This is a genomic window from Streptomyces sp. NPDC016851 (assembly GCF_055562795.1).
Window position 1 is genome coordinate 16523 of the sequence record NZ_JBVHEP010000023.1, and the last position, 19482, is coordinate 36004.

Annotated in this window: 20 protein-coding genes; 9 read left to right on the forward strand and 11 right to left on the reverse strand. The window is 72.5% G+C overall.

Annotated elements, in window-relative coordinates:
• Positions 1-132: 132 nt before the first annotated feature.
• Together ACZ3I3_RS30720 and ACZ3I3_RS30725 are read left to right on the forward strand one after the other, a co-directional pair.
• Complete coding sequence (locus ACZ3I3_RS30720; RefSeq protein WP_467370401.1) at positions 133-1506, forward strand: NAD(P)/FAD-dependent oxidoreductase; 1374 nt, start codon at positions 133-135, stop codon at positions 1504-1506.
• An 86-nt stretch (positions 1507-1592) separates the two neighbouring features.
• Complete coding sequence (locus ACZ3I3_RS30725; RefSeq protein WP_467370402.1) at positions 1593-3833, forward strand: FUSC family protein; 2241 nt, start codon at positions 1593-1595, stop codon at positions 3831-3833.
• 608 nt (positions 3834-4441) lie between these two features.
• On the opposite strand, the gene ACZ3I3_RS30730 is transcribed toward ACZ3I3_RS30725, so the two are convergent.
• The 6 genes from ACZ3I3_RS30730 to ACZ3I3_RS30755 all read right to left on the reverse strand — a co-directional run bounded on the left by ACZ3I3_RS30730 (position 4442) and on the right by ACZ3I3_RS30755 (position 8610).
• On the reverse strand, positions 4442-4876 hold the full coding sequence (locus tag ACZ3I3_RS30730) for a hypothetical protein (RefSeq protein WP_467370404.1): 435 nt from the start codon (positions 4874-4876) through the stop codon (positions 4442-4444).
• A gap of 28 nt (positions 4877-4904) precedes the next feature.
• Entirely contained in the window at positions 4905-5744 is an 840-nt protein-coding gene (locus ACZ3I3_RS30735; protein ID WP_467370406.1) for a DUF1206 domain-containing protein, read from the reverse strand.
• 104 nt (positions 5745-5848) lie between these two features.
• Complete coding sequence (locus ACZ3I3_RS30740; RefSeq protein WP_467370408.1) at positions 5849-6706, reverse strand: ANTAR domain-containing protein; 858 nt, start codon at positions 6704-6706, stop codon at positions 5849-5851.
• 112 nt (positions 6707-6818) lie between these two features.
• A complete protein-coding gene (locus ACZ3I3_RS30745) occupies positions 6819-7085 on the reverse strand; it encodes a DUF5133 domain-containing protein (RefSeq protein WP_467370409.1) in 267 nt (88 codons plus the stop codon).
• Between the two features lie 29 nt (positions 7086-7114).
• Positions 7115-7969 (reverse strand): SigB/SigF/SigG family RNA polymerase sigma factor, encoded by an 855-nt coding sequence (locus tag ACZ3I3_RS30750; RefSeq protein WP_467370411.1) that lies wholly within the window; start codon positions 7967-7969, stop codon positions 7115-7117.
• Between the two features lie 206 nt (positions 7970-8175).
• On the reverse strand, positions 8176-8610 hold the full coding sequence (locus ACZ3I3_RS30755) for an ATP-binding protein (RefSeq protein WP_467370413.1): 435 nt from the start codon (positions 8608-8610) through the stop codon (positions 8176-8178).
• Between the two features lie 321 nt (positions 8611-8931).
• Here ACZ3I3_RS30755 and ACZ3I3_RS30760 point away from each other — a divergent pair, with 321 nt between their 5' ends.
• From ACZ3I3_RS30760 to ACZ3I3_RS30770, 3 genes are all read left to right on the forward strand, one after another.
• A complete protein-coding gene (locus ACZ3I3_RS30760; RefSeq protein WP_356927312.1) occupies positions 8932-9153 on the forward strand; it encodes a hypothetical protein in 222 nt (73 codons plus the stop codon).
• 69 nt (positions 9154-9222) lie between these two features.
• Positions 9223-10701, forward strand: a complete 1479-nt coding sequence (locus ACZ3I3_RS30765) for an aminotransferase class I/II-fold pyridoxal phosphate-dependent enzyme (protein WP_467370415.1) — start codon at positions 9223-9225, stop codon at positions 10699-10701.
• Positions 10702-10962: 261 nt separating this feature from the next.
• A complete protein-coding gene (locus ACZ3I3_RS30770) occupies positions 10963-11418 on the forward strand; it encodes a cyclic nucleotide-binding domain-containing protein (RefSeq protein ID WP_467370417.1) in 456 nt (151 codons plus the stop codon).
• A gap of 4 nt (positions 11419-11422) precedes the next feature.
• Here ACZ3I3_RS30770 and ACZ3I3_RS30775 read toward each other — a convergent pair whose 3' ends face one another.
• Positions 11423-12715, reverse strand: coding sequence for an MFS transporter (locus ACZ3I3_RS30775; protein ID WP_467370419.1), 1293 nt, complete (start codon positions 12713-12715; stop codon positions 11423-11425).
• Between the two features lie 83 nt (positions 12716-12798).
• On the reverse strand, positions 12799-13416 hold the full coding sequence (locus ACZ3I3_RS30780) for a LysE/ArgO family amino acid transporter (protein WP_467370421.1): 618 nt from the start codon (positions 13414-13416) through the stop codon (positions 12799-12801).
• 69 nt (positions 13417-13485) lie between these two features.
• On the opposite strand from ACZ3I3_RS30780, the gene ACZ3I3_RS30785 reads away from it, so the two are divergent.
• Positions 13486-14382 carry a LysR family transcriptional regulator ArgP gene (locus tag ACZ3I3_RS30785; protein ID WP_467370423.1) on the forward strand — a complete coding sequence of 299 codons (897 nt, stop codon included), beginning with the start codon at positions 13486-13488 and terminating at the stop codon, positions 14380-14382.
• A 4-nt stretch (positions 14383-14386) separates the two neighbouring features.
• On the opposite strand, the gene ACZ3I3_RS30790 is transcribed toward ACZ3I3_RS30785, so the two are convergent.
• Positions 14387-15094, reverse strand: coding sequence for a TetR/AcrR family transcriptional regulator (locus ACZ3I3_RS30790; RefSeq protein WP_467370424.1), 708 nt, complete (start codon positions 15092-15094; stop codon positions 14387-14389).
• Positions 15095-15218: 124 nt separating this feature from the next.
• On the opposite strand from ACZ3I3_RS30790, the gene ACZ3I3_RS30795 reads away from it, so the two are divergent.
• Together ACZ3I3_RS30795 and ACZ3I3_RS30800 are read left to right on the forward strand one after the other, a co-directional pair.
• Entirely contained in the window at positions 15219-16436 is a 1218-nt protein-coding gene (locus ACZ3I3_RS30795; protein ID WP_467370426.1) for a saccharopine dehydrogenase family protein, read from the forward strand.
• Positions 16437-16538: 102 nt separating this feature from the next.
• Positions 16539-16790, forward strand: a complete 252-nt coding sequence (locus ACZ3I3_RS30800) for a WhiB family transcriptional regulator (RefSeq protein ID WP_467370428.1) — start codon at positions 16539-16541, stop codon at positions 16788-16790.
• A gap of 27 nt (positions 16791-16817) precedes the next feature.
• On the opposite strand, the gene ACZ3I3_RS30805 is transcribed toward ACZ3I3_RS30800, so the two are convergent.
• Positions 16818-17261 (reverse strand): DUF6098 family protein, encoded by a 444-nt coding sequence (locus ACZ3I3_RS30805; RefSeq protein ID WP_020269227.1) that lies wholly within the window; start codon positions 17259-17261, stop codon positions 16818-16820.
• A gap of 162 nt (positions 17262-17423) precedes the next feature.
• Here ACZ3I3_RS30805 and ACZ3I3_RS30810 point away from each other — a divergent pair, with 162 nt between their 5' ends.
• Positions 17424-17774, forward strand: coding sequence for a DUF488 domain-containing protein (locus ACZ3I3_RS30810; RefSeq protein ID WP_467370430.1), 351 nt, complete (start codon positions 17424-17426; stop codon positions 17772-17774).
• Positions 17775-17798: 24 nt separating this feature from the next.
• On the opposite strand, the gene ACZ3I3_RS30815 is transcribed toward ACZ3I3_RS30810, so the two are convergent.
• Entirely contained in the window at positions 17799-19472 is a 1674-nt protein-coding gene (locus ACZ3I3_RS30815) for an FAD-binding dehydrogenase (protein WP_467370432.1), read from the reverse strand.
• Positions 19473-19482: the final 10 nt, after the last annotated feature.

Consider the following 19482-nt stretch of genomic DNA (forward strand, 5'->3'; position numbering starts at 1 on the left):
ACGCGTTCGTCTGCCTGCCGCGTCCGACTGGCGTGCCGGTCGGGGACGCGGTGGGATCAATGGGGTGCGAACCAGCGATCCAGGGGCAGTCGATAGGCGTTCGAGGCAGACCGCCTGGAGCCGCAGAAAGGGATGAACACCGTGACACGACCCAGGATCCTGGTGGTTGGCGCAGGCTTCGCCGGTGTGGAGTGCGTCCGCCGTCTGGAACGGAAACTCTCCCCGGACGAGGCCGACGTCACGCTGGTGACGCCGTTCGCCTACCAGCTCTACCTGCCGCTGCTCCCCCAGGTCGCCTCCGGCGTGCTGACGCCGCAGTCGATCGCCGTCTCGCTGCGCCGCAGCAAGAAGTACCGCACGCGGATCATTCCGGGCGGGGCCATCGGCGTCGATCTGAAGTCCAAGGTCTGCGTCATCCGCACGATCACCGACGAGATCGTCAACGAGCCGTACGACTACATCGTGCTGGCCCCCGGCAGCATCACGCGCACCTTCGACATCCCGGGGCTGACGGACCACGCGTTCGGGATGAAGACGCTCGCCGAGGCCGCGTACATCCGTGACCACGTCATCTCGCAGCTGGACCTGGCCGACGCCAGCCAGGACCCGCAGGAGCGGGCCTCGCGGCTGCAGTTCGTGGTGGTCGGCGGCGGCTACGCGGGCACCGAGACCGCGGCGTGCCTGCAGCGGCTGACGCACGCCGCCGTCAAGCGGTACCCGCGGCTGGATCCGGGCCTGATCAAGTGGCATCTGATCGACATCGCGCCGAAGCTGATGCCGGAGCTCGGCGAGAAGCTCGGCAGCAGCGCGCAGGAGATCCTGCGCCGGCGGGGCATCGAGATTTCCCTCGGCGTCTCCATCGCCAAGGCGGGCCCGGAGGAGGTCACCTTCACCGACGGGCGGGTGATCCCGACCCGCACGCTCATCTGGACGGCCGGGGTTGTCGCCAGCCCCCTCATCGCCACGCTGGGCGCGGAGACCGTCAAGGGGCGGCTCGTGGTCGCCCCCGAGATGAACCTGCCGGGCGACGACGGGGTGTTCGCGCTCGGCGACTCGGCCGCCGTGCCCGACCTGGCCAAGGGCGACGACAGCGCCATGTGCCCGCCCACCGCGCAGCACGCCCTGCGGCAGGGCAAGCACGTCGCGGACAACGTCATCGCGACGCTGCGGGGTCAGGCCAGGAAGCCGTACGTCCACAAGGACCTGGGGCTCGTCGTCGACCTCGGCGGCACCGACGCGGTCTCCAAGCCGCTGGGCATCGAACTGCGCGGCCTGCCCGCCCAGGCCGTCGCACGCGGCTACCACTGGTCGGCACTGCGCACCAACGTCGCCAAGACCCGGGTGATGACCAACTGGCTCCTCAACGCGGTCGCCGGCGACGACTTCGTACGGACCGGGTTCCAGGCCCGCAAGGCCGCCAGGCTGAAGGACTTCGAGTACACCGACGCCTATCTGACGCCGGAGCAGGTGCGGGCTCACGTCGAGGGAACCGCCCGGCAGGAGTAGGCCGGGCCGGACGGGGCCTTCCGCTCGTGGCATGTCATGCTGAGGTGCGGATCTTGGTGTGGTGAGTCGGGAGAGAGTGCGGCGGCGTGAGGGCAGCGGGACGGTCGGTGCGGGCACGACTGCGGGACCGGATCGCGGCGTCCGACCCGGGGCTGCTGCGCCTGACGGCCGGGCTGCGGACCGTCGGCGCCATCGCCCTCACGCTGGCCGTGCTCACCCTGTTCGGGGCCGACGTGCATCTCCTGGTGGCGGGGGCCATGGCGGCGATGGTCGCCACCTTCGCCATCCGGGAGAAGCAGCTCGGCGCCCAGGCCGTGACGCTGGCGCTGGGCCTGCCGGTGGCGCTGGTCTCCGTGACGCTGGGCGCGGTGCTCAACGCGCGTCTGTACGCCGGTGACGTCTTCTTCGTCGTCCTGATCTTCTGCGCGGTCTACGGCCGCCGGTTCGGCGACCGCGGCACGGCGCTCGGGCTGATCGGCTTCCAGATCTACTTCCTGTCGCTGTTCGTCGGCGCCAAGGTGTCCGCGCTGCCCACGCTGTGCGGTGCCATCGCCGTGGCGTTCTGTGCCAGTGCCGTGCTGCGCTTCGCGGTCGTGCCCGCGACCCCCACGGGGGTGCTGCTGCGGCTGCGGCTGGCCTTCCGCGCCCGGCTGGCCCAGCTGGTGTCCGCGCAGCTCGACCTTCTCGACGCCGCCCCTGACGAGATGGACAAGGCCCTGGAGGCCGTGCGCGAGGGCACGGCGCGGCTGCACGAGACGGCGATGATGATCCAGGCGCAGCTGGAGGAGGGCACCCCGGACGAGTCGGCGGCCCGTCTCGTGCAGCGGCGTATCGCGGACGCCGAGATCGCCGCCGAGCGGCTCGGTCTGCTGCTGCTGACCTCGCGCAGCGCCGAACGGGCCGACACCCTCACCCTGCACCTGCCGGGCGCTCCCGCGCCGTCGGTGGGGCAGCCGGCCGTGCCGGACGAGACCACGGCCACGCTCCGCCGTGATCTCCAGGCGCTGCGCGCCCTCGTGCTGCGGGCCGGGAGCGGGGATGTGGGGACCGGGCTGGCGCACGTGCGCAACCGTCTCCTCGGTTACCGGGACGAGGAGAACCTGCCGCCCGCGCCCGCGGCCGTCCAGGACGTGTTCCGTGGCATCGGCGAGGCGGCCCGCTCGGTGCTGGGTCTGCGGATCGCGCTGGACGGGCCGCAGGACGAGTCGGACGACACCCCCGCGACGGCCCGCTCCCGTGAGGAGCTGGACGCGGAGGACGCCGCGATCGACGGCGGCGAGGAGCCGTCGGAGGAGCAGGAGACGGGGCTGCGGCGGCCGACCACCCGCGCGGCCGTGCAGGTCGCCGTGGGGTCGGCACTGGCCATCGTGGGCGGTGAGCTGCTGTCCACGCAGCGCTGGTACTGGGCGGTGCTGACGTGCTGGATCGTTTTCCTGAACACCGCCTCGACGGGCGAGATCCTCGTCAAGGGGTACCGCCGGCTGCTGGGCACGGTGTTCGGCGTGGTGGCGGGCATCGTCCTGGCGGGTCTGGTCGGGCAGCACACCTGGACGGCGTTCGGGCTGGTCCTGGTGCTGATCTTCGCGATGTTCTACGTGGCGCCGCTGTCGTACACGCTGATGTCGTTCTTCGTGACCGCGATGCTGGGGCTGCTGTACACGCTGCTGCACACCTACAGCCTCGACGTGCTCCTGCTGCGGGTGGAGGAGACGGCGCTGGGTGCGGCCTGCGGTGTGATCGCGGCGGCGCTGGTGCTGCCGGTGCGGACCGACCGCCGGACGAACGAGTTGCTCGGCACGGTGCTGGAGCGGCTGGCCGATGTCACCGAGGCCGCGGTCGGCCAGCTCAGCGGCGGGCCGGCGGACGAGCTGCTGGACAAGGCGCGCGACCTGGACCAGGCGCTGGCCGACCTGCGGGCCGCCACGCAGCCGCTGACCCATCCGGTCACTCCGCTCCGGGCCCGACGCCACACGGCCCGCTACGTGGTGGCGCTGCTGGAGACCTGCGCGTACCACGCGCGGACGCTGGCGGCCACCGCCGAACTGTTGCCCACGCATCCCTCGATCGCGGCGGACCCCCGGCTGCGCGGGGCCGCGGGGCGCACGGTGCGCAACATCGAGACCATCGCGGCCCGGGTCGCGGACGAGCACGCGGGCGCCCGGGTCGAGACCGGGCCGAGCATCGCCTCGCTGCTGGGCTCAGACGCCGGCACACCACGCTACGGCCGGATCACCGACCGCGTGCTGCGACACCTGGAACGCCTCGACGAGGCCGTGGTGGGCCTCGCCCGGCCACTGGGCGTGCCGGTGGGGGAACCGCGGGCCTGAAGGACCGGGGACCGGAAGCCCGGGGCACGAGGCCGTGGTGGGACTTGCCCAGCCGCTGAGCGTGCTGGTGGCGGAACCGCGCGCCGGAAGGGCCGCGGGCCGGGCACCGGAGGGCCAGGGCCCCCGAGACCGGAGGCAGGAGAACTGGGAGAACCGGGGCACGAAGCCGCGGCGGGCCTTGCCCAGCCGCTGAGCGTGCCGGGTGGCCGAACCGGGTGCCGGAAGGCCAGGGCCGGAAGGCCGGGGCCGGAGACCGGAAACCGCGGACCGGGGACCGGGGACCCGAAGACCCCGAACCGGGGGTCGGGGCCCCGCAGGCCAGGGCACGAAGCCGTGGTGGGACTTGCCCAGCCGCTGAGCGTGCCGGTTGAGTGGCAGAACCGCGCGCCTGAAAGGCCGCGGACCGGAGGCCAAGGACCCGGAAGCCCTGCGACCCCACACGCGCAGCGGGGCCCGGAGGGCCGGGGCCTGGGCACCCGGGGATCGAAGGCCCAGAGGCCGAGGAGGCTGAGGAGCCCGAGGACAGGGGACGGGGCCCCAAGGGCCCGGCGCACTGGCCGGATCTCGGGGTCGAAGGCTGGCGCCAGGGGGCCCGCCGCCAGGGCCCGTCAGAAGTCCGTGGGCAAGCCGCTCACCTCGGCGATGCCCCGCAGTTCCTCCGTCTGCCGGTGGCGTTCCTTGATGTAGTCGGCGATCTCGCCGAGGCGGACCGGGTCGGACGCGGTGGACGCGTCCGTGACGATCCTGACCGGGCCGGTCTCGTCGACGTCGAGTTCGATCACTTCGTTGTCCAGGCGGCCGGTGACGGCGGTGGCGATGACGAGGGCCACCTCGTCACGCACCTCTTGGGGCAGTTCGTCGTCGGCCCCGGAGTCGAGCGCGAAGTCGAGGCTGGACAGGCGCTCCTCGTCGATCGCCTGGAGGACCGGTTCCACCACGCGCCTCAGGAGGCGGTAGTCCTCCGTGTCCATCCGGATGCGCAGGAGGTCCAGGTACACGTCCACGGGCCGGCCGTCGCCATGCGGAATCTCGGAATCGCTCATTGGCTTCGTGTTCCCCGGATGGCGCGGCTCAGACGCGGCGCCAGCGGGCCATGGCGAAGGAGAACACCCCGAACAGCACCAGGCCGACCGCGACGCAGACCAGCAGCCAGGGGCCGAAGGGGGTGTCCGCGAAGCTGCGCAGCGTGTCGTCCAGGCCCTTGGCCCGGTCGGGTTCGTAGTCGATCGCGGCGCGGACGGCGAACACGCCGGCCACGGCGAACACCAGCCCCCGGGCGGCGCCGCCGGCCATGCCCGTGACGTCCACCAGCCGTCGTGTCCGGGGGCTCATCTGCCCGAGCCGGAGCTTGTCGTGGTACTTCCGGAGCACCGCCCGTACGCCGATCCACCCGCCGACCGCGACGATCGCGAGGCCGGCCGCGCCGACCAGCCACTGGCCCGCGGGCATCTCCAGGGCCCTGGCGGTGGCGTCCTGGGACTGCCGGTCGCTGGATCCGCCGCCGCTTCCGCCCCGGTCCGCCGCGAACGACAGCACGGAGTAGGCGACGAAGACGTAGAAGAGGAAGCGGGCCGTCGCCAGCAGCCGCTTGCGGGCGCTGCGGCCGTCCTGTCCGACGGAGCCGAAGAGCGCCTCGGACAGCCGCCACAGGGCCATGCCGGCGAGGCCGATGCCCAGTGCCCACAGCAGCACCGCGCCGAACGGCTTCTGCGACAGTTCGGCCAGGGCTCCCCCGCGGTCGGCCTGCTCACCGGTGTCGCCGAAGGCGATCTGCACCGCCAGGGCCCCGACGAGCAGATAGATCACACCGCGGGCGGCCAGGCCCGCCCGGGCCGCCCCCTCGACCGCCGAACCCCGTGCCGCTCGCCGGGCCCGGATCCGACCGCCTTGTGCCAACGCACTCGTGTCCATGTCGACCTCCCGGCACTCCGGATGCCCCGGCTCGCCCGGCACACACCCGGCCCGGCCACCGGACCAGGGGATTCCGGTCAGAGCGGCGGCCCGCCGCGTGTGCTTCAGGACCGCCGGAACCTCGTCCCACGGCCGGCGCGGCCGAGGGCGTGCAGGTGCTCCAGGGCGTCCAGGACCACCGTGCGGTCGTGCCAGGCGACCCACCGGCCCGCCTCGCCCCCCACGGTGTCGAGGGCCTTGGTCTGGGCCGTCGTCAGTCCCTGGAGGGGCCGGTCCAGGTGGGCCGAGACCATGCCGACGCACAAGCCGGACGCGGTGGTCAGCGGGACGCTGTGACAGGCCCTGCTGCCCGCCGCGAGGATGGCCCGGCGGGCCGGCTCGCTGAACACCGGATCGCTCTCCACGTCCCGCACGGTGACCTGGGCGACGTCGCGGGCGGCCCGCGCGCAGGCGGTTCCGTCGTCGTCGACGTGGGCGAAGAAGTCGACGAAGTCGGGCGGGTGTCCGGTGTGCTCCTCGAGGCGCAGGCCGCCCCGGGCCCGGTCGGTGAGCTGGACGTTGCCCATGTCGGTGTCGACCACGGCAAGGGTGCTGCTCAGCACGGCCTTCAGGACGGCGCTGCGGCTGCCGGACCCGGACCGGTGGGCCGAGGTGAAGGTCAGGTCGGGTTCCGGCCGGCGGACCCGGCGCGGGAACCACAGCCGTTCCCGGCTGTCGGGAGGCGGTGCGGTCACCAGGAACCCCACCAGGGTCCGCAGCTTGACGTTGTACCGCTGGGAGGCCCGCTGCATCAGCGCGAAGGCGCTCTCCGCGTCGGGCAGCGCGTACCGCTCCTGAAGCATGCCCTGGGCCTGTGAGATCAGCGGGTAGACGCGAGCCCGGGCACGCAGGTCGCGCACTTCGGCGCGCAGGCGCTCCAGTTCGGCATCGTCGTCTGCGGCCTTCCGTCCCGCTGTGGACATGGAACTCCCTGGTCTAGGTGGCGTGACACAAGAGAGCCCGGCCTCGGCTGCCGCCGTCGGCCGGGCCCCTTCGGTGCCACGCCTTCCCCGTCACGTCATGCGCACACTCCCATCACGCGGGCTCCGGGGTCGGTGTGCGCTGCCCGGTGACGGTGGGCGGGGCGGACTCTCCGGCCGGTGCGGGTGCGGTCGCGAGCCACTGGTGAGCGACTTCCAGGGCGCGCTCGACGTTCCGGGTGCCGGTGGACACGCACAACGTGTACTCGAGGTCGCGTGCCCGCGCGCTCAGGTCGGCCGGTTCGCCCGGTCTCGCGGCGGCCGCCAGCGCTTCGTACTCGTCGACGAGACGGCGCAGCACGGCGGGATGGGGCCTCAGCATGGTTTCTCGCTCCTCGGTGGGTCGGGTGGTCAGGCCGTCGTGGAGGTGCCGCGGGTGCCCGTCCGCTGTCCCAGGACCTCGTCGCGCACGCGGGCGCAGCTGCGGCTGATGAGGCGGGAGACGTGCATCTGGGAGATGCCCAGGTGGTCGGCGATGCGGCTCTGTGTCATGTCCTCGAAGAACCGCATGTAGAGAATGGCCCGCTCGCGCTCCGGCAGGCGGCGCAGGCCTTCCTTGGCGGATTCGCGGTCGACGACGACGTCGTAGGACGAGTCCGCCGCGCCGAGGGTGTCCGCGAGGCTGTAGCCGTCGTCATCGGCGGAGAGTTCGGCGTCCAGTGACAGGGTGCTGAAGCTCTCCAGTGCCTCGAGCCCGGCGCTGACCTCTTCCTCGGTCAGGCCGGTGTGGGCGGCGATGTCCGCCACGGAGGGCTCGGGGCTGCCGGGGTTCTGGGTGAGTTCACGACGTGCAAGCCGCACCTTGTTGCGCAGTTCCTGCACGCGGCGGGGGACCCGCAGGGCCCACATACGGTCCCGGAAGTGCCGCTTGACCTCGCCGGTGATGGTGGGGACGGCGTAGCTCTCGAAGGCTCCCCGGCTCGGGTCGAACCGGTCGATGGCCTTGACGAGCCCGAGGGCGGCAACCTGCCGGAGGTCCTCGATCGACTCTCCGCGGTCGCGGAAGCGGCCGGCGATCCGGTGGGCCATGGGCAGCCACAGCGTGACGAGCTCGTCGCGGACGGCTTCCCGTTCGGGCCCTTCCTCCAGTTCCGCCAGCCGGGCGAAGAGAGCCGCGGTGTCCGGAGCGTCGTCGTGCCGCCGCCGACTGGCGGTGGTCGTCGTTTCGGGCGTGCCGGGACGGTTCGTGGGCGTATCGATGAGCATGCGGATTCGCTCCTGAACAACGATGGTCTCAGGGACTTACCGCGGGACGGTCGCTGCCCGGATCGCCTGGAGGGCCTCCGGGGCAGTCGTACATACCGCTCCCGCTGGCGCGCCTCCGGTCCGAAGCACGAGATTGCGTCTGCCCTGGCCCCGGTGGAACAAACTCCACTTTGCTGAGCAATGTGGAGCGAACCGGTCCCGGGCGTTCAGGTCAGGGGTACGACGGCGGTGATGCGCTTGCCGCCGGCGGGCAGATCGGACACGCGGACGTCACGGGAGAGCCGGCAGACGATGGGCCAGCCGTGGCCGCCGTGCCGCAGCCGTCCACGCGGATCGGCGGGCGGCGCGGTCACCGGCAGTTCGTCGCTGCGGTCGCTCACCGAGAGCCGTACGCCGGGCCCGTCGACGTCGACCTGGAAGTCGGTGACTCCGCCGCCGTGCAGGATGGCGTTGGTCGTCAGCTCCGAGGCTACTAGCAGCGCGTCCGACAGGGCGTCGGCGTCACAGGCGGTATGGGTCGTGCGGCAGCGCTCGGCCACGGCGCGCTCCACGGCCCGGCGTGCGTCGGCGGGTTTGCACGGCCGGGCCCGGTGTGCACCGGGCGGCTCGAATACTGATTCGATCATGTGCTCCTCGCACATCCTTAAGCTCCCTGCTCGGTCAGGACATGACCCGGGTCCGGATCCCGCACCGTGGCCGCCCGCCCGGGCACACCTCGGGCTCATGGACCGGCAATTCGGTGTTCTTTTCCTTCCACCGCCCGCGGTTTCGGGGCGCGTCGCGCGAGCACCGCGGGTCTCCTTAGTTCGGCTGACCTCTCCCCGCACCTGCAAACCTCGGTCCGCACCACTGTCGGAAAATCAACCCGAAAAGACCCCCTGGGAGATCCGGGGAACTCCGGGAAATCCGGGACGGCCGTGAATCGTTGCCATCACCACGCGTCGCCGGGGTACGCGGGGTGCATGACCGATGTGGTGGATTCCGACGAACTGCTGCGGCGCATCCAGCGCGCGAGGGCCTGCGCGGTGCGCGAGGAGCGGTCCTGGCGGACCAGGAGCGAGGAACTGGGCCCGACCGACCCGCAGGGGGCCCGGGACGCGACCGTGCGGCAGATGTCCTACGAGGCGGTGCTGACGGTGCTGGACGAGATCCTGACTCCGGGCAAACACACCGCGGAGGGCTGACCAGGAGGTCCGCTGCCCGCTGCCGGGCAGGGGCGGATTGTGCGGGCACCTGCCGGGAACCCGGTGCGCATGACAGCCGACCACACCAGAGCACCGGTCCTGGAAGCCCTGGACGAGTACCGCCGCAAGGGACACCTGTCGTTCACCCCACCCGGGCACAAGCAGGCCCGCGGCGCCGACCCGGCGGTCCGGGAGGTCCTCGGTGACGCGGTCTTCCACGGTGATGTGCTGGCCTCCGGCGGTCTGGACGACCGGCTCACCCGCGGGCGGGTGCTGCAACGCGCCCAGGAGCTGATGGCCGACGCGGTGCACGCCGAGCACACGTTCTTCAGCACCTGCGGCAGTTCCCTGTCGGTGAAGGCCGCGATGCTGTCGGTCGCCGGGCCGCACGAGAAGCTGCTGATCGGGCGTGACGCCCACAAGTCGGTGGTGGCGGGCCTGATCATCTCCGGCATCGAGCCCGTCTGGGTCGAGCCGCGCTGGGACGCCGAGCGGCACCTGGCCCATCCCCCGTCCGCCGAGGACCTCGACCGGGCCTTCGACGCGCATCCGGAGGCGCGGGGTGCGCTGATCACGAGCCCCACACCGTACGGCGGCAGCGCGGATCTGCGGGCGGTCGCCGAGGTGTGCCACCGGCGTTCGCTTCCGCTGATCGTGGACGAGGCCTGGGGCGCGCATCTGCCGTTCCACCCCGGTCTGCCGTCCTGGGCGATGGACGCGGGCGCGGACATCTGCGTGACCAGCATCCACAAGATGGGCAGCGGCCTGGAGCAGGGCTCGGTCTTCCATCTCCAGGGTGATCTGGTCCCGCCGGCGCTGCTGGGGATGCGCGCGGACCTGCTGGGCACCACCAGCCCGTCGGTGCTGATCTTCGCGGGTCTGGACGGCTGGCGGCGCCAGATGGCGCTGCACGGCGAGGAACTGATGGGCGGCGCGCTGGATCTGGCGGCCGACGTCCGCTCCGCCATCGAGGAGATCGACGGGCTGCACGTCAACGACCGCGACGACTTCTGCGGTCCGGGCCTGTCCGACGACCTCGACCCGCTGCCCGGCGTCATCGACGTCGCCGGGCTGGGGATCACGGGCTTCCAGGCGGCGGACTGGCTGCGCGAGCACCGGCGGATCGACGCGCATCTGGTGGACCACCGCCGCATCGGCGCGCAGATCACCCACGGCGACGACCGGGAGACGACCGGGCAGCTGCTGGAGGCGCTGCGGGACCTCGCGGGGGCCGCGCGGGAGCTGCCGCGGGCGCCGCGGGTGGAGGTGCCGTCGCCAGCGGGGCTGCGGATGGAACAGGCGGTGCTGCCCCGGGACGCGTTCTTCGGTCCCGCCGAGGACGTGCCGGTGGCGCGGGCGGCCGGACGGGTCGCGGCGGAGATGATCACGCCGTATCCCCCCGGCATCCCGGCCGTCCTGCCCGGCGAGCGCCTCACCGAGCCGGTGCTGGCGTACCTGCGGACCGGTCTGGCCGCGGGGATGCATCTGCCCGACCCCACCGACCCGGAGCTGGAGACGGTCCGGGTCCTCGCCGGGGACGCGGACTGAAGTGAAACGGGTCACGCGACCCGGTCCGGGGTGCACACAGGCCCCAGGGATGGTTTACGGTTCATCCATACGTGGTGACGGAGTCGACCCCCTGTCCTCCGCACCACCGCTTACGGCCCTGGCTGGTCTCCCCCGTCCAGCCAGGGCTTTTTCATGCCCCGGAAAAGTTCTGCACGCCGAGGTGCCCGGGGGCCCGGCAGCGGCTGAAATGGGCGTAGGGAAAGCACCGGAAGTCGACCGCCCGGCGAGGAGCTCCGCGTCATGACCAAAGCGATCAAACTCCTGACCGCCCTGCCCCCGCCCCAGCGGCAGCGCCTGACGACGCTCGCCCGGGAGGTGTCCTTCCCCGAGGACGCCCGGATCTTCGAAGCGGGCGGAACGGCCGACCGCTTCTGGGTCATCCGCTCCGGCGCGGTCTCCCTGGACCAGCAGGTGAACTCCCTCCAGCGGGTGACCGTGGCCAGCCTCGGCGCGGGCGACCTGCTCGGCTGGTCCTGGCTGTTCCCGCCGTACACCTGGGACTTCGGCGCCGTGGCGTTCAGTCCGGTACGGGCCTACGAGTTCGACGCGGCGGCCGTGCTGCGGCTGTGCGAGGAGGATCCGCAGCTCGGGCTGGTGCTGGTGCGCAATGTCGCCGAGGTGCTCGCGCACCGGCTGGAGATGACCCGGGGCAAGCTGATGGAGCAGTACACGCTGCACCGGCGAGGCGCCCTGTGAGGCGTCAGACGCGGTAGCGCCGCAGCGCCGGTACGGTGGCGGCCAGGACCAGCATCACGGCGACGACCAGCAGCCCACCGCCCGCGACGGCGGTCCGGGGGCCGAAGGCGGAGCCAGCGGTCCCGTGCAGCACGTCGGCCAGGCGTGGGCCGCCCGCCACGACGACGATGAAGACGCCCTGCATGCGCCCGCGCATCTCGTCGGTCGCGGCGGACAGCAGGATCGCCCCGCGGAAGACCATCGACACCATGTCGGCGACCCCGGCCACGGCCAGGAACGCCACCCCCACCCACAGACTGCGGCTCAGCCCGAAGCCCGTGATGGCCACGCCCCAGACGACGACCGCCCCGATGACCATCCAGCCGTGCCGGCGGGCCCGGGAGAAGGTGCCGGAGAACAGTCCGCCGAGCACGGCACCGATGGGGATCGCCGCGAACAGCAGCCCCAGCGCGAGCCCCTCGCCGTAGGGCGCGTAGGTCTGGGCGGCGAGCTGCGGGAACAGGGCCCGGGGCATGCCGAGGACCATGGCGATGACGTCGGCGAGGAAGGAGAGCAGCAGCACGGTGTGCCCGGAGATGTAGCGGAAACCGGCGGCGATCTCCTTCACGCCCGCGCGGCGCACCGCCGTTCCGGCCAGGGGCGGCAGCGACGGCAGCCGGTACACCGCCCACACCGTGACGCACAGGGCGACGGCGTCGATGAGGTACAGCTCGGGCAGGCCGATGACGGGGATGAGGGCACCGGCCAGCAGCGGGCCCGCCACCTGGCCGGTCTGCATCACGGTCGAGCCGAGGGCGTTGGCCGCGGGCAGTTCGTCCTCGGGGACCAGCCGGGCTATGGAGGCGTTGCGGGCCGGGGCGTTCAGGCCCCAGAAGGCCTGCTGCACGGCGAGCAGCAGCATGAGCGCGGTCACCGACTCCAGGCCGGTGAAGGCCTGGAGCCAGAACAGCAGCGAGGTGACGGCGATGCCGCTGTTGGTGATCAGCAGCAGCTTGCGCCGGTCCATGCTGTCGGCGATCGCCCCGCCCCACAGCGCGAACACGATCAGCGGCACCAGGCCGGCCATGCTCGCGGCACCGACCCACGCCGAGGAGCCGGTGATGTCGTAGATCTGCTTGGGTACGGCGACGGCGGTGAGCTGGCTGCCGACGGCCGTGACGACGGTCGAGCTCCACAGCCGCCGGTAGGCGGGGCGGCGCAGGGGGCGGGTGTCCATGGCCCAGCGCCGCCAGCCGCGCCGCCGGGGGGCCTCCGGCGCCGGATCCCGCTCGCCCTTCGTGCTCTCACTCGTGTCCACTCGCCGCTTCCTGGATGCTCGCTACACCGACCGGGCCGTGGATCACTATCGCACCGGCCGCCGGGCGCCGGATCTCCGAGGTCTCAGCTCCCGGTGATGAGCACGGCACCGAGCACGATCATGGTGGCGGCGACCAGGCCGTCCAGGACCCGCCAGGCGGCGGGCCTGGCGAGGAAACGGCCGAGCAGCCGGGCGCCGAAACCGAGGGCGGCGAACCAGCACAGGCTGGCCAGCACGGCGCCGAGGCCGAACGTCCAGCGCAGCGGGCCGTGGTCGGCGGCGACGGAGCCGAGCAGGAAGACGGTGTCGAGGTAGACGTGCGGGTTGAGCCAGGTCATCGCCAGGCAGGTGAGGACCGCCCGGCGCATCGATCCGGCCGCCTCCCCCTCCGTCTTCAGCGCGCCACCGTCCGGCCGGAACACCCGCCGGGCGGCCAGGGCGCCGTAGCCCAGGAGGAACGCGCCGCCGATCCAGCCGACCGCCTTCAGTGCGCCCGGCCAGGTCACCACCACCGCACCGACCCCGCCGACACCGAGGGCGATGAGCGCGGCGTCGGACAGGGCGCAGATGGCGACGACGGCGAGGACGGCCTGGCGGCGGATCCCCTGACGCAGGACGAAGGCGTTCTGGGCGCCGATGGCGACGATGAGGGACAGTCCGGTGCCGAATCCCGCGGCCGCGGCGGTGAAAGTGCTGGTCATGGCCGTGACGCTACGGACCGGCCCGGGCCGCGTACAGCTAAAGATTCTTACGTATCATTAGCAGATGTGATGACTGATCTGCCTCTGGACCAGGTGCGGACCCTGCTCGCGGTCGTCGACGAGGGGACGTTCGACGCGGCGGCGGCCGCGCTGCATGTGACGCCCTCGGCGATCAGTCAGCGCGTGAAGGCGCTGGAGCAGCGCACCGGGCGGGTGCTGCTGCTGCGGACCAAGCCGGTGCGGCCGACGGAGTCGGGCGAGGTGCTGGTGCGGCTGGCCCGGCAGGTGGCGCGGCTGGAGCACGACGCGTACGCGGAGCTCGGGCTGAGCGGCAGCGGGGAGCCGACGCGGGTGTCGGTGGCGGTGAACGCGGACTCGCTGGCCACCTGGTTCCTCCGGGTGCTCACCCGTGTGCCGGAGGAGCTGCGGCTGTACTTCGAACTGCGCCGCGAGGACGAGGACCACACGGCGGCGCTGCTGCGGGAGGGGGTGGTGATGGCCGCGGTGACCTCGTCGCCGGACCCCGTGCCGGGCTGTTCCGTCCGGTCGCTGGGGCGGATGCGCTACCTCCCCGTGGCCGCGCCGGACTTCGCCGCGCGCCGGCTCGGCGGGCCGCTGGACCGGGTGCTCCCCGACCTGCCCGTGGTGGCCTTCGACCGGCGGGACGACTTCCAGGACGGCTTCGTGCGCCGGCTCACCCGGGGGCGGAGCGGCGCGAGCGCGCTGCGGCACTACGTGCCGACGTCGGAGGGTTTCGTCGATGCCGTGGTGGCCGGACTGGGCTGGGGTCTGGCGCCCGAGGCGCAGGCGGATCCCCTGCTGCGCGCCGGGCGGCTGGTCGAATTCGCCCCGGGCCGGACGGTGGACGTGCCGCTGTACTGGCAGCAGTGGAAGCTCGACTCGCCCGCGCTGGCCCAGGTGGCCGAGACGGTGACGGCCGCCGCCGCGGAGGCGCTGCGGGTGTGACGGCCTACTCCCGGACACCCTCCAGCTGGGCGGCGGCGCTGTCCAGCAGCATGTCCAGGGCCGTCGGACAGGCGCTGGTGACCATGCGGGTGGCGAGCAGGGGTGACGCCTCCGCGATGCGGGGGTGGGTGGTGGCGGGCAGCCGGGCGTACGTCGAGCGCCACATCTCCTCGTCGGCCCGCAGCGAGGCGCTGGGCAGGGCGAGCGAGGCGGCGTCGAGGGCGGCGAAGGCCAGTGTGGTGTCGACGAAGGCGTGGTAGACGCGCACCGCGTCCGGCACCGGGAAGCCCGCCGTGCGCAGGATGTCCAGGACGGCCTCGTCGGCCGCGAGTTCGTGGGCCCGGCCGGAGACGCGGCTCGCGGTGAGCACCGCGGCCTGCGGATGCTCCACGTACGCGGCGTGGATGCGCAGCCCGACCGCCCGCAGGTCCGCCCGCCACTCCCCTGTCGGCTCCCAGCCGTCGAGCGCCTGCCCGATCAACGCGTCGCCGATGGCGAGCGTCAGATCGTCCATGCCCCGGAAGTACCGGTAGAGCGTGCTCGGGTCGGCGTCCAGGGCCAGACCGAGCCTGCGGGCGGTCAGCCCCGCGCTGCCGTGTTCGCGCAGCATGCGCAGCGCCGTCTGGACGATCAGCCGCTCGGACAGCACGGTGCCGCTCTTGGTGGGCCTGCGCCGGCGGCGTTTCTCCTCGGGCACCACGGGCTTCGGCACGACGGTCTCCCTCCTCCGGCGGCCTCCAACGCCTTATGCCAACGCCATTGACCTTAAAACACCTGGCGGCGTTGTATCTCCTCCGAGGGCGCGCCACGTTCTTCGCAAAAAGGGAGTTTCTGTCATGCGTGTACTGCTCGTGGGTGCCGGAGGCGTGGGCGGCGCGATCACCCGGATCGCGGCCCGGCGGCCCTTCTTCGAGGCGATGGTGGTGGCCGACCACGACCCCGGCCGGTCCGCCGCGGCGGTCGCGGCCCTCGGCGGCGACGCGCGGTTCACCGCCGAACAGGTCGACGCGGGCGACGAGCCGGCGGTCGCCCGCCTGCTGGCACGGCACCGCTGCGACGTCCTGCTCAACGCCACCGATCCCCGCTTCGTGATGCCGCTGTTCCGCGCGGCCCGCGCCGCGGGCGCCACGTATGTCGACATGGCGATGTCACTGTCCCGGCCGCACACCGAGCGCCCGTACGAGGAGTGCGGGGTCAAGCTCGGCGACGAGCAGTTCGCGCAGGCGGCCGGCTGGGAGAAGGAGGGTGTGCTGGCCCTCGTCGGCATGGGCGTCGAGCCGGGCCTGTCTGACGTCTTCGCGCGGTACGCCGCCGACGAACTCTTCGACGAGATCGAGGAGATCGGCATCCGTGACGGCGCGAACCTGACCGTCGACGGCTACGGCTTCGCGCCCTCGTTCAGCATCTGGACCACCATCGAGGAGTGCCTCAACCCGCCGGTCGTCTACGAGGCCGGCCGGGGCTGGTTCACCACCGAACCCTTCAGTGAGCCCGAGGTCTTCGACTTCCCCGAGGGCATCGGGGAAGTCGAGTGCGTGAACGTGGAGCACGAGGAGGTGCTGCTCGTCCCGCGCTGGGTCGACGCGCGCCGCGTCACCTTCAAGTACGGCCTGGGCCGCGAGTTCGTCGAGACGCTGAAGACGCTGCACCTGCTGGGCCTGGACCGCACCGAACCGGTGACCGTGCCGGGGCCGCACGGTCCGGTGGCGGTCTCGCCCCGGGACGTGGTCGCCGCGTGCCTGCCCGACCCGGCGACGCTCGGCGAGCGGATGCGCGGCAAGACGTGTGCGGGCACCTGGGTGCGGGGCGTGCGGGACGGGAAGCCGCGCGAGGTGTACCTCTACCACGTGGTCGACAACCAGTGGTCCATGGCGGAGTACGGCTCCCAGGCCGTGGTGTGGCAGACGGCCGTGAACCCCGTCGTCGCGCTCGAACTCCTCGCCTCGGGCGCCTGGTCGGGCGCGGGTGTGCTCGGCCCGGAGGCCTTCCCGGCCCGCCCGTTCCTGGACCTGCTGACGGCCTACGGCTCGCCCTGGGGCATGCGCGAGCAGTGAGCGGTTCCGGGGCGGCGCTGTTTCACCAGGCGTCGACAGGTGACCCGAAAAGGAGCACTCATCCGAACGGGCACGTTTCTACTGCGATCGCAGGTGACTTCGATGGACAACTGGCGAGACCACGCTGCCTGCCGGCACGAGGACCCCGAGCTCTTCTTCCCGATCGGCACCTCCGGCCCGGCCCTGCTTCAGACGGAGCAGGCCAAGGCGGTGTGCCGGCGCTGCCCCGTCCAGGAGCAGTGCTTGCAGTGGGCGCTGGACACGGGGCAGTCCATCGGTGTGTGGGGCGGGACCAGCGAGAACGAACGGCGTGCGCTGAAGCGGCGGGCGGCGGCCCGGCGCCGCTCCGGCTGACGCCTGGCACCACCTCCCCTGGGGGATTCAGCTGCGGCGCAGCGGCCCCCAGGGGTTCTCCTGCCGGGAGACCTCCGCCTTCGCCTCGTCGATCACCTGCTGGTCGATCCAGCACATCGGCCGGGCGTCGGTGACGAGTGGTTCGTTGTCGGGGCCGCGCGAGGTCTCCTTGCCCGCGAGCACCCAGGCCCGCACACCGGGCCCCTTCTCGTGCGGCAGATGGGCGTAGTCGTGCAGGCGGCGGGCCACCCACACCCGGACGGGCCGGTCCTCCCACCAGTCCTCGACGTCGAGAGGGTTGGCGGACAGGCCCGGCATGGACACGCCCGTCAGATCGTCGGTGCTGGACACGTCGCGGAGATCGGTCGCGGGGCCGCGCGACCAGCGGACGTACAGGCCTTGGTGCCGTTCGACCAGTTCGGTGAGCTCGGCGAGTGTGCGCACGACCGGCAGGTCGTCCGATCCACTCATGTCGTGACCTCCTCCCTCGACGCCGTCAGGCGGACGGAGTACCCGCTCGGCGTGAGCGGAATCGGCCTTCGGCGCGGCCGGGCGCCGGTGCCCGGCCGGGGTTACGCTCGCGGCACACCCGTCCGCCGGAGCAGCACAGTCGCCACAGCGAAGGGGCCGAGCATGAGCGTCCGCGTCCGCCGCGTCTACGATCCGCCCGAGCCGGAGGACGGGGTGCGGGTCCTGGTCGACCGGCTGTGGCCGCGGGGCCTGGCGAAGGACGCGGCCCGGGTGGACGAGTGGCCCAAGGCGATCACCCCGTCGACGGAGCTGCGCCGCTGGTACCACGCGGGCGAGGGCTCGTACGAGGAGTTCGCCGGGCGGTACGAGGCGGAGCTCGCCGCCGGCGAGGCGGCCGAGGTCCTCGACCACGTCCGTGACCTGGTCCGCGCGGGCGATGTCACGCTGCTGACCGCGTCGAAGACGCCGGAGCAGAGCCACGCCGCGGTGCTGGCCCGCCTCCTGCGGAGCTGAACGAGGCGGGCCGTCCGGGCACGGTCAGGCGGTCTGCTTCGCCGCCGCCCGCCCCGCCGCGCGGCCCGAGAAGAGGCAGCCGCCGAGGAAGGTGCCCTCCAGCGCGTTGTAGCCGTGGACACCGCCGCCGCCGAATCCGGCGACCTCGCCGGCCGCGTACAGCCCCTCGATCGGCTTGCCGTCGGTGCCGAGGGCGCGCGAGTCGAGGTCGGTCTGGATGCCGCCGAGCGTCTTGCGGGTGAGGATGTGCAGCTTGACGCCGATGAGGGGGCCGGCCGCCGGGTCGAGGATGCGGTGCGGGGTGGCGACCCGGCCGAGGCGGTCGCCGATGTAGCGGCGGGCGTTGCGGATGCCCTGCACCTGGGCGTCCTTGGCGTAGGGGTTGGCGATCTGGAGGTCGCGGGCCTCGATCTGGCGCTTGATCCCGGCCGCGTCGAGGAGCGGCTTGTCGGTGAGTTCGTTCATCTTCTCGACGAGCTGTTCGACGCTGGGGGCGGTCACGAAGTCGGCGCCCTTGCGCAGGAACGCGTCGACCGGTCCGGGCGCGCCCTTGCCGAGGAGGCGTTCCTTCAGGAACCCGGCGCGGTCCTTGGCGGTGATGTCGGGGTTCTGCTCGGAGCCCGACAGGGCGAACTCCTTCTCGATGATCTTCTGGGTGAGGATGAACCAGGAGTGGTCGTACCCGGCGATGTCCTCGGTGGTGCGCAGGTGCTTCAGGGTGCCGAGGGTGTCGTAGCCGGGCAGGTAGGGCCCGGGCAGGCGGCGGCCGAGGGCGTCGAACCACATCGAGGACGGGCCGGGCAGGATGCGGATGCCGTGGCCGGGCCAGATCGGGTCCCAGTTCTGCAGGCCCTCGGTGTAGTGCCACATGCGGTCCCGGTTGACCAGGCGTGCGCCCGCCTCGGCGCTGATGTCGAGCATCCGTCCGTCGACGTGGGCCGGTACGCCGGTGACCATCTCCTTCGGCGGGGTGCCGAGGCGCTCGGGCCAGTAGCGGCGGATGGTGTCGTGGTTGGCGCCGATGCCGCCGCTGGTGACGACGACGGCCTGGGCGGTGAGTTCGAACTCGCCGACGGCGTCGCGGCTGGAGGCGACGCCCCGGGGTGAGGGGTCCTCGGCCAGGACCGTGCCGCGCACGCCGCGGGCGCTGCCGTCCTCCATGACCAGTTCGTCGACGCGGTGGCGGTGGTGGAAGGTGAGCAGTCCGTCGCGCGCGGCCTGCTTGGCGTGGCGGACGAAGGGCTCCACCACACCGGTGCCGGTGCCCCAGGCGATGTGGAAGCGGGGCACCGTGTTGCCGTGTCCGTGCGCCGTGAGGTCGCCGCGCTCGGCCCAGCCGACGGTGGGCAGGAACGTGATGCCGTGCCCGTTCAGCCAGGACCGCTTCTCCCCCGCGGCGAACTCGACGTAGGCGCGCGCCCAGCGCACGGCCCAGGAGTCCTCGTCGTCCAGCCGGTCGAAGCCGGCGCTGCCCCGCCAGTCGCTCCAGGCCAGGTCGAAGGAGTCCTTGATGCCGAGGCGCCGTTGCTCCGGCGAGTCGACGAGGAACAGCCCGCCGAAGGACCAGAAGGCCTGTCCCCCGAGGTTGGCGGCGTTCTCCTGGTCGACGAGGGCGACCCTCCTGCCCCTGCTGGTCAGTTCGTGTGCCGCGACCAGGCCTGCGAGGCCCGCTCCGACGACGATGACGTCGGCGTCCATGGCGACGTTC